The organism is Chrysiogenia bacterium (assembly GCA_020434085.1).
GTDB lineage: Bacteria > JAGRBM01 > JAGRBM01 > JAGRBM01 > JAGRBM01 > JAGRBM01.
In genome coordinates, this window is sequence record JAGRBM010000589.1 from 1 (window position 1) to 8799 (window position 8799).

Annotated in this window: 7 protein-coding genes; 2 read left to right on the top strand and 5 right to left on the bottom strand. The window is 60.7% G+C overall.

Features of this window, described 5'->3' with window-relative positions; all coding sequences use genetic code 11:
• A partial coding sequence (locus KDH09_19275; protein ID MCB0221848.1) for a tetratricopeptide repeat protein occupies positions 1-211 on the bottom strand: 211 nt, incomplete at its 3' end.
• A 119-nt stretch (positions 212-330) separates the two neighbouring features.
• Here KDH09_19275 and KDH09_19280 point away from each other — a divergent pair.
• The gene (locus KDH09_19280) at positions 331-948 is read left to right on the top strand and encodes an NAD(P)H-dependent oxidoreductase (protein ID MCB0221849.1); all 618 of its coding nucleotides are present in this window, start codon (positions 331-333) and stop codon (positions 946-948) included.
• Between the two features lie 176 nt (positions 949-1124).
• Here the strand turns inward: KDH09_19280 and KDH09_19285 are convergent, their stop codons facing one another.
• Both KDH09_19285 and KDH09_19290 read right to left on the bottom strand, forming a co-directional pair.
• Positions 1125-3104 (bottom strand): RNA-directed DNA polymerase, encoded by a 1980-nt coding sequence (locus tag KDH09_19285; protein MCB0221850.1) that lies wholly within the window; start codon positions 3102-3104, stop codon positions 1125-1127.
• Positions 3097-4329: an RNA-directed DNA polymerase gene (locus KDH09_19290; protein ID MCB0221851.1), complete on the bottom strand. Its 1233-nt coding sequence runs from the start codon at positions 4327-4329 to the stop codon at positions 3097-3099. Before KDH09_19290 ends, KDH09_19285 begins: the two co-directional genes overlap by 8 nt.
• Positions 4330-4485: 156 nt before the next feature.
• Here KDH09_19290 and KDH09_19295 point away from each other — a divergent pair, with 156 nt between their 5' ends.
• Positions 4486-6261, top strand: coding sequence for a dihydroxy-acid dehydratase family protein (locus KDH09_19295; GenBank protein MCB0221852.1), 1776 nt, complete (start codon positions 4486-4488; stop codon positions 6259-6261).
• Between the two features lie 117 nt (positions 6262-6378).
• On the opposite strand, the gene KDH09_19300 is transcribed toward KDH09_19295, so the two are convergent.
• Together KDH09_19300 and KDH09_19305 are read right to left on the bottom strand one after the other, a co-directional pair.
• Entirely contained in the window at positions 6379-6918 is a 540-nt protein-coding gene (locus KDH09_19300; GenBank protein MCB0221853.1) for a hypothetical protein, read from the bottom strand.
• Between the two features lie 4 nt (positions 6919-6922).
• Positions 6923-8799 (bottom strand): N,N-dimethylformamidase (locus KDH09_19305; GenBank protein ID MCB0221854.1); only part of this gene is annotated, 1877 nt, incomplete at its 5' end.

Consider the following 8799-nt stretch of genomic DNA (forward strand, 5'->3'; position numbering starts at 1 on the left):
GCATGGTGCGCGCCTCGGTGGCGAGCAGCAGAAGGTAGGCCTTCAGCACCCGCGCCATGGGCATCGCCGGGTCGTGCGCCAGCGCGGCCTCGACCGCCGCCAGCGGATCGCCGCGATAGTGCAGGTAGTCCTGGAGCGCGGTCTCGTAGGCCCCGGCCGCCGCCGTCCCGGCAGCGGTGAGCGCCATGCCCCGCGGATCGTGCTTGGTCATGGCGGCGACCCTGCCATGGCGGCGCGGCCGGGACCAGACGGCATCACACGGCGTGCGCAATCGCCGGTGGGCGCTGCGCCGTCCGGCAGCTAGGCTGGCGGCCGACCTGGGGGAACGCCATGCATGTGCTCGCCGTCCTGTGCCATCCGCGCCGGGATTCCTTCTCCGGCGCCGTCGTCGACCGCTTCGCGGCGGGCGCGCGCGATGCCGGCCACACGGTCGAGATCGCCGACCTCCACGCCGAGGGCTTCGATCCCGTCTTCAAGGCGGGCGATTTCGTGCAGTTCGAGGGCGGCACCATGCCGCCTGACGTGCTTGCCGAGCAGGCCCGCGTCGACCGTTGCGATGCGCTCTGCTTCGTCTTCCCGATCTGGTGGTACGGCATGCCCGCCATGTTCAAGGGCTGGCTCGACCGCGTGTGGTCGAACGGCTGGGCCTATCACTGGGAACACGATCCTGAAGGCAGCCTGCTGAAGGCGCGGCCCTGCACCTTCCTGTGCCCGACCGGTGCCAGCCCGGCGATGATGGCGCAGGGCGGCTACGGCGAGGACCTCGACAACCTCTGGCGCCGCGGCGTCCTCGGCTACTGCGGCGTCGATCCGATCCGCATCGAATTCCTGCTCGACGCCGCCTTCGACACCGGCACGCACGAACGGCACCTTGAGACGGCATACCGGGCGGGGATGGAGATCGGAGACCCCAGACGATCCAATCCTAACCCTCAGGGAAGGAAGTGAGCCCGTCCGGCCGCATTAGGTGTGTGCCTTTCGGCTCTGCTTCGCTGACACACTCCAGTTGAATTCACACTGGCTCAGCCAACCCACAGTATAAGTTACCAACCCCCACCGATCCTATGGATGGTCGGAATTGGGAACCTGGAGCGTCCGGACGAACTCGAAATACGGATACCACTCTAGTAAACTGCACTCAATTCCTTCTTTCGGATCATGTGCAGTAAATTAGTATCATCCCATTGCACGAACCAACTTTGGTGTTCGAATGTCTCAACGGCTGCCTGCGCGCTTGCGACGGCGACCTGCGCAAGGCCAATCTGCTTTCTCAGTTTATTGAAGAGCTTTGCGCGCCTAGAACGGTCGATGTATGGACAGCCGAGGAGATCAAGCGCCAAAAAGGCTGACTGGGCATCAACTCGTATGTCTTCATGGCCCAATAATATGGCTTCAGCGCGTTTATATAAAGAATTCCGCAAGTTTGTGAAATTACTGCTGTTTTTTATACAGAAAAGATACGAAATAACCTCAAAATATTCCATTTTATCAACCGGCTCGCAGAAGTCCGAAATTGACTTTTGTCCCAAGGCCTCATTGATTCCCACCTCCCCAAGCACGAGAAGAACATTGATTGCCTCAAGGGGTACGACTCCGACGGAACGAATTTTTGCGCCGTGCTTGAAGGCCATAACGAATTGATATGTCCAAAGTACAATTTTTTCCCGAAGAAATGGCGTTCTCTCAGGAATTTTTTCTTTGATGAAATTGAAAGACTGGATCGCAGATTGCGCAACGCGAAGAGAGGATGAGGTCGTAGGGTCGACATTGTAGAAAAAATAAATCGCTTCGAGCAATAATACTATTGCTCCTACAAAATCCTCAGGCTTTGCATTTTCTCGTTGAATGGCCCGATCAAAACTAGAGATCAGTGCGATTACCCGGGCGGAAAGGGCGCCAATGATGTAGCCACTAACCGCGTCATACCCACAACCCTTGTCGAGACAGCTCGTCTTAATGTCATCAAGAAAGAGGCGGAGGAGATTCTGATGTCGCCAGATGCGTTCCGGGTAGCTGTAGCCATAGCCGCTGTCACTCGAAATATTACCAACAATGAAACGTTCAAAGAATGATTTAAGAGCCTTGTCGGCAGCGCGTACCAAACATGATTTCTCTGTCACAAAGGGTCGACGTACTAGAGATGTTTTCTCTCTGTTTAGATGCAGATTGAAATTGGATAGCTCCATTTCTATCGCCATAAGCACATCTGCGCTGACCTCTTCAGACTGGCTGAAAATCAGAAAATCATCGACATACCGTCGAAATTCATAATCGACTTTCCACTGGAAACCGAGAGCCGCCAGACGAGATATAACACGCTTATCTACTTCACTCAGAATCAACTCAGCAAAGACCCTGCTAACTTCAGCACCAACACATATCCCGTTTGTCTCATTGAAATTTACTGACTGCATCAAACGATCAAATCGATTGCTAAAAGTCTGATGGTTCGTATTATCCTTGGCCGTATCAATATCTGCTGTTGCCCAGTACAATGTGTGAGTATAAATGCTATTGAAGCATTTTGATATATCTGCAAGGCACATTACTAAATATTTTTTTTCTAGTTCAGTAAATTCAGAAGAATTAAAGAATTTATAGACTCTTGTTACCCCACGGTAGGAAAAATACGAAGCGGGATTGGAAACCGTCGTCTCGATATCGACCGTGTCTATCCCGGCCTTCTTATACTTATTACGCTCACTATAGGGTCCCCTCACAAAGAATAGGCTGCCAACCTTGCTGGGAGACCGGATCGAAGCCTTCGATTTTCTGGAATGAAAACAGATGAGGTGGCCGTCTTCCTGATAAAATTTTGCGATCGCGAGTTGGCCACTTGGATGAATGAGACTCAATTGTCGTGAAGACCGTCCGCCCTTGGTAATGTGGTAGCGGTACGGCTTTGTATAGGGTTTCGGAGAGTCAAATAGACGATCAATAAATTCGCGGCGTTCTACATTGGGATGCGGATCTGCTTTGACATTACGGTAAAACCCATCATTAGAGATAATTATGGGAATATCACCCGGCATTGTGTCGGTAATCAATGCACGGAGATGATCCGATCTATGGATATTGCCCTTAGCGATGACGCGCTTACGCATGCTGCCACACCGATCTGAGTTCAACCAAGCGGGCGGGCCCGAAGGAATAGAAGCGTTTCTTCCTATGACCGTCCCGAAACGTAAGCCGCGCAAGTTCGCGGCGCCGCGCCATTGTAGTGGCAGGACGCAGCTTGTTGCCGGGATGGGGCGACATCAGCATGTTTCGCAGGAATTTGTCCAAACTGGGGATAGCCTCGGATGATACTATGTCAATTAGTGGATAGTTAAAGTATATGCCGGAAGTTCGGCGGATACCGGTTGCCCGATCCACAAAATTGAAATTTCCAGTGATAAGCCGAAGGCGTGCATGCAGATCATCGTAATTGCCATCGACCGAAAACTGGAGCAACGATTTCGCGATTCGCGTCTTGAGCTTGCGCACCTTCCCTGGTGCAATATCGAGCGAAACGTTTCGCATTATGCTATTGTCTTTTGATCGTTCGGGATGACTCACATTGAAGCGGTATCCAAGAAAATCGATCGAAGCAGCGTGTCCCGTCTGGGATTTTGAGAATTTTGTTAGATTGAAAATTTCACTTTTCTCGTTGAATTCTAGGCCGTCAGGAAGCGCCGCTTTTACGTACTGTAAAAATTCAGCGCGGTCTTCTCTGCCGCTGGTGACGACAAAGATGTCATCGACGAAACGTACGTAGAACCAGACCTGCGGTTTGTCTGCAACGCTTTCATCGAACGGCTGCAGGAGATATTCGGCGAGGGTGGCGCTGAGACCAATGCCGCGTGGAAGGCCGTTGACACCGCAGCTCTTGGCAACCCTGAAGAAAGTGTCCAGGGCGGTTGCGGATTGCCCGGAGAATCCTTCGTCATTCTTGAGACGATCCAAAATCATCTCGATGTTTACGCTCTCGAAGAACGCTTTAATATCAAACTTATAAACTCTATAGGCGGTGCCTTCCCGAAGCATGGTCCGGGCGCATTCAATGATGAACTGGCGATTATCCTGCTTGGCGCCGGTAACTCGACTAATATTCTTCGAAATATGACGAAGCACCAAAAGCTGAGCTAAGTCAGTGATCTGATAAATTGTCTTTCCTCGGAGGCGTGATTGTAGAAATGCGACGGTTGCGAATCCATCAGTGCCTATCGTGACTGCGTTGTCGACAACGACTTTACGGTCCATCGCGTTGAGCAAGGACGGGTTCGCTATGAAATCCCCCGGCAAAAAGTGACGCGCAATGGACCTTGCGTGCATTGTAAGATCACTCATCGTGCCACCCTCTTCGTAATCAACCAATCTTGTTATCGTACAAATAGCAAATCAACCGGCCAGTCGATGCGGCTGATTCAGACGCAGTCTTGCGTGTCCAACGACGATCTCGATATGTGGAGTTGAAGACTCTCCCACGGCACCTGGAGCCCCACCATGACCGCACGCCGCAAGAAGCCTGAGGACCTCCGCAGCAGGCTGTGGTTCGACGATCCGAGCCATCCCGATTCCGTGGCGATCCACTTGGAGCGCTATCTCAACTACGGTCTGACGCGGGAGGAACTGCAGGGCGGGCGGCCGATCATCGCGATCGCGCAGACGGGTTCGGACCTGTCGCCGTGCAACCGGCATCACATCGAACTTGCCAAGCGGGTGCGCGACGGCATCCGCGATGCCGGCGGCGTACCCTTCGAGGTGCCGGTGCATCCGATCCAGGAGACGGGCAAGCGGCCGACGGCCATGCTCGACCGCAACCTTGCCTATCTCGGCCTCGTCGAGGCCCTGCACGGCTATCCCTTCGACGGCGTCGTGCTGACCATCGGCTGCGACAAGACGACGCCGGCCTGCCTGATGGCCGCCGCCACGGTCGACATCCCGGCCATCGCGCTCTCGGGCGGGCCGATGCTGGATGCCTGGTGGGAGGGCAGGCTCGCCGGTTCCGGCATGGTGAAGTGGGAGGCGCGGAAGAAGCTCGCCACCGGCGAACTCGACTATGCCGGCTTCATTGATCTCGCCTGCCGCGCCGCGCCCTCGCCGGGCCACTGCAACACCATGGGCACGGCGCTCACCATGAACAGCCTGACCGAGGCGCTGGGCATGTCGCTGCCCGGCTGCGCCTCGATTCCCGCACCCTATGCCGGGCGCGCGGCCATGGCCTATCTCACCGGCAAGCGCATCGTCGAGATGGTCTGGGAGGACCTCAAGCCCAGCGACATCCTGACGCGCGGCGCCTTCCTCAACGCCATCCGCGTCAACACGCTGATCGGCGGCTCGACCAACGCGCCGATCCACCTGCAGGCGATCGCGCGCCATGTCGGCGCCGAACTCTCGCTGCAGGACTGGCAGGAGGCGGGCTACGCCCTGCCGCTGCTGGTCGACTGCCAGCCCTCCGGGCGTTACCTCGGCGAAGCCTACAACCGGGCAGGCGGCGTGCCGGTGGTGGCCAGGGTCCTGGCCGACCGCGGCCTGCTCGACCCGGCGACCACGGTGACCGGCCGCACGCTGGCCGAAAACGTCGCCGAGGCGGCCGCACCCGACGGCGATGTAATCCGCCCCTTCGACAACCCGCTGAAGGAGCACGCCGGTTTCCTCGTGCTCTCGGGCAACCTCTTCGACGGCGCCATCATGAAGACCTCGGTGATCTCGGAGGCCTTCCGCAAGGCATGGCTCGAGGTGCCCGGCCGCGAGAACATCATGGAGGGCACGGCGGTCGTCTTCGACGGCGCCGAGGACTACCGCGCCCGCATCAACGATCCCGACCTCCCCTGCGACGAGCGCTCGATCCTGGTGGTGCGCGGGGCCGGGCCCATCGGCCATCCCGGTGCCGCCGAGGTCGTCAACATGCAGCCGCCCGACCGCCTGATCCGCCAGGGCATCCGCGAACTGCCGACCATGGGCGACGGGCGCCAGTCGGGCACTTCGAACGCACCCTCGATCCTCAATGCCGCGCCGGAGGCCGCCGCGGGCGGCGGCCTCGCGCGCCTGCGGACCGGCGACAGGCTGGTCATCGACCTCAACGCCCGCACGGCCAACGCCATCGTGCCGCAGGACGAGTGGGAGGCGCGCGCCGCCACCATCGACGTGCCCGAGAGCCAGACGCCCTGGCAGGCGCTCTACCGGGAGAAGGTGGGGCCGCTCAACACCGGCATGTGCTTCGACTTCGCCACCGCCTTCCAGAAGGTCCGCACCCACATCCCGCGCAACTCGCACTGAGGGGGATTCTCACGCGGAGACGCGGAGAGCGCGGAGAGCTTCACATGCTCCCTCTCCCGCGAGGGGAGAGGGGATGCTGCTCCGCGTTCTCCGCGGCTCCGCGTGCGGCGAATCCTCTCAGGGTTTCTGTTCGATGTTGTCGAAGACGATCGTGCCGGAGGCGTCGATCCGGGGCACGCCCCAGATCGGGCGGTAGCCGGTCGGCTCCTCGATCACGGTCAAGTGGTCGATGCTGCCGCAGCCGGTGCCGCAGAAGCGGGTCATGGTGAAGAGGTGGACGTCGGCGCGGCCGGCGAAGGCCTCGGGCGTACCGTCGTTGACGAGCTCGGTGAAGCTCGGGCCGTCCTCGTTGGCTTCCGCCCGCAGGGCCCGGCATTCGGCGAGCGGCACGAAGCCGCGCCAGTCGGGCCGCGGCGCGCCGTAGCGGGCGTTGAGCTGGGCCCGTTCGGTCGCGTCCAGCGGGTCGGCATCGCCCGCCGTGCCGACGCAGGTCAGCCCCAGGCTCGTCTCCGGGCCGCCGAAGGCATAGTCGTAGACCTCGGCAAAGAGCAGGACATCGTTGAAGACCGGGGCCTCGTCCTCGTCCTTCTCCATGCCGCCCGCGGCGAAGGCCAGCAGCGGGGCGAGCAGCAGCAGGGCGGCAAGGCGTGCGGCCACCCTGCTAGCCCGCCACGGGGAAGGGCTCGGGATCACAGAAGCGCTTCACGACGTTGGCGGTGAGCCGGGCGATGTTGTTGTCGAAGCCGTTGCAGGGCAGGGCCGAGACATAGGCGATGGAGCCGGTCGAGAAGACCGCGCCGCCGCCCGCCGTCTCGAAGAACATCATGTCGGCCTTGATGGCGGGCTGCAGGCTTCCGGTGATCATCGGGTGCATGTGGCCGATCTCCTCGACGACGAAGAGCACGGCATCGCTGTGGTCGAAGGAGCTGGCGACGGCCAGCGCATGGGGCGGCGTGCCGCGCAGGGGATCGGCGGCATCGAGTTCCCAGCCCGCCGCGCCGCCGCCGAGCAGGCCGAAGTCGCCGACGATGTCGCCCTCGATGCCGTCGAAGATCCAGGCGGCGCGGGGATCGCGGCTCTCGGGGTTGCGCCGGTAGGGGCTTGAGCGGTCGAAGCCCTGTGCGATGAAGCCGTTGCCGACCAGGCTCTGGGGCGTGCGTCCGGCACGCCACCACAGGCCGCCCATCTCGCCGGTGAAGCTCATGTAGTATTCGCCCGGCTCGGCGATCCAGCTTCGCATGCCGTCCTCGGCGCGGCGCATCTCGATTGCTCCGGGCTTGTCGTCACGGTAGGCGACGCGCCAGTAGAAACCGTTGCCGCCCATGTACATCAGGCGCCCGCCGCGCGCGCAGAAGCCGGTGTAGGCATCGTGCATGCGCGTCGAGGTGTATTCGGGGTGGCTCATGGTCATCACGCAGGGCCACTGGCTCAGCAGGTCGACGCCCTCGCGGTCGATGTCCTCGTCGCAGATCATGTCGTAGGCGATGCCGGCGTGCTCCAGCCAGGCGATCAGGTGCATGTCGGCCGAAAGCTGCCAGAGCGATTCGTTGGTCGGCGACAGGTTGGCGACCGGGCGCAGGCGCGAGCTGTAGTGCGGCCCGGTGCCGTCGGCATGGAAGCCGTACATCGAGACGCCGTATTCGGGATGGGCGTTCTGCTGCAGGTCGTCGACGCCCAGCCGCGCAACGCGGTTGAACTGGTAGTCGAGCCCGGGGTCGAAGACCTCCTCGATGTTGGCGTAGGCGAGGTAGCTGGCATCGGGCAGCACGACGCAGAGCGGCGCGCTGGTCCTGCCCTTCTCCGGGCGCACGACGAAGGGAATGAAATAGGGCTCGCTGCCCTCGCGCTCCAGCTTGGCGGCATAGAGGCCGCTCTTCGTGCCGGGCGGGATGGCGGCCTCGACGTCGCTTTCCCAGCCGCAGTCGTAGAGCGCGTCCTCGACGACGTGGATCGCGCCCCACTGCTCGGGATCGTCGGTCCAGCGATGCTGGGTGCCGTCCCAGTTGTGCCCGGTCTTGGCGCGCATGGGCAGGTTGACGGCGACACCGTCGAGCCCGTTGCCGGAAATGTCGGCCAGACGATCGGTCGGGATGTCGATGGCGAAGTTCCAGGCGAGCACGACGCGCTTCTTCAGCGCCCCGGGCACGGGGCCGCCGGCGAGCGCCAGCACCTCGTCGTCCGAAAGCAGGCCGTGGCTCAGCACCGGGCGCTCGAGCTTGCCGTTGACGTGGCCGCCGGGGAACCAGCCTGCCTCGTTGCGGTTGTTGTAGGCGCCGACCAGGAAGGCCGCGCCGGGATTGCGCACGTCGGTGACGGCCGAGGCGTCCGCGCTCGCCTCGCAGCGCGCCGGGATCGTCGCCACGGGATGCACCATGCGCTGAACGATGCGGATTTCCTTCGTCTCCGCATTCCAGCTTCCCGAGAGCAGGTACCACTGGCGCGCGATCAGCGGCTCGGGCGCCACGGCATGGACCGTTGTGTGGTCGATACCGTCGCCGACGAAGAAGCAGGCATGGCCGTCGCCGTTGGTGAACAGGC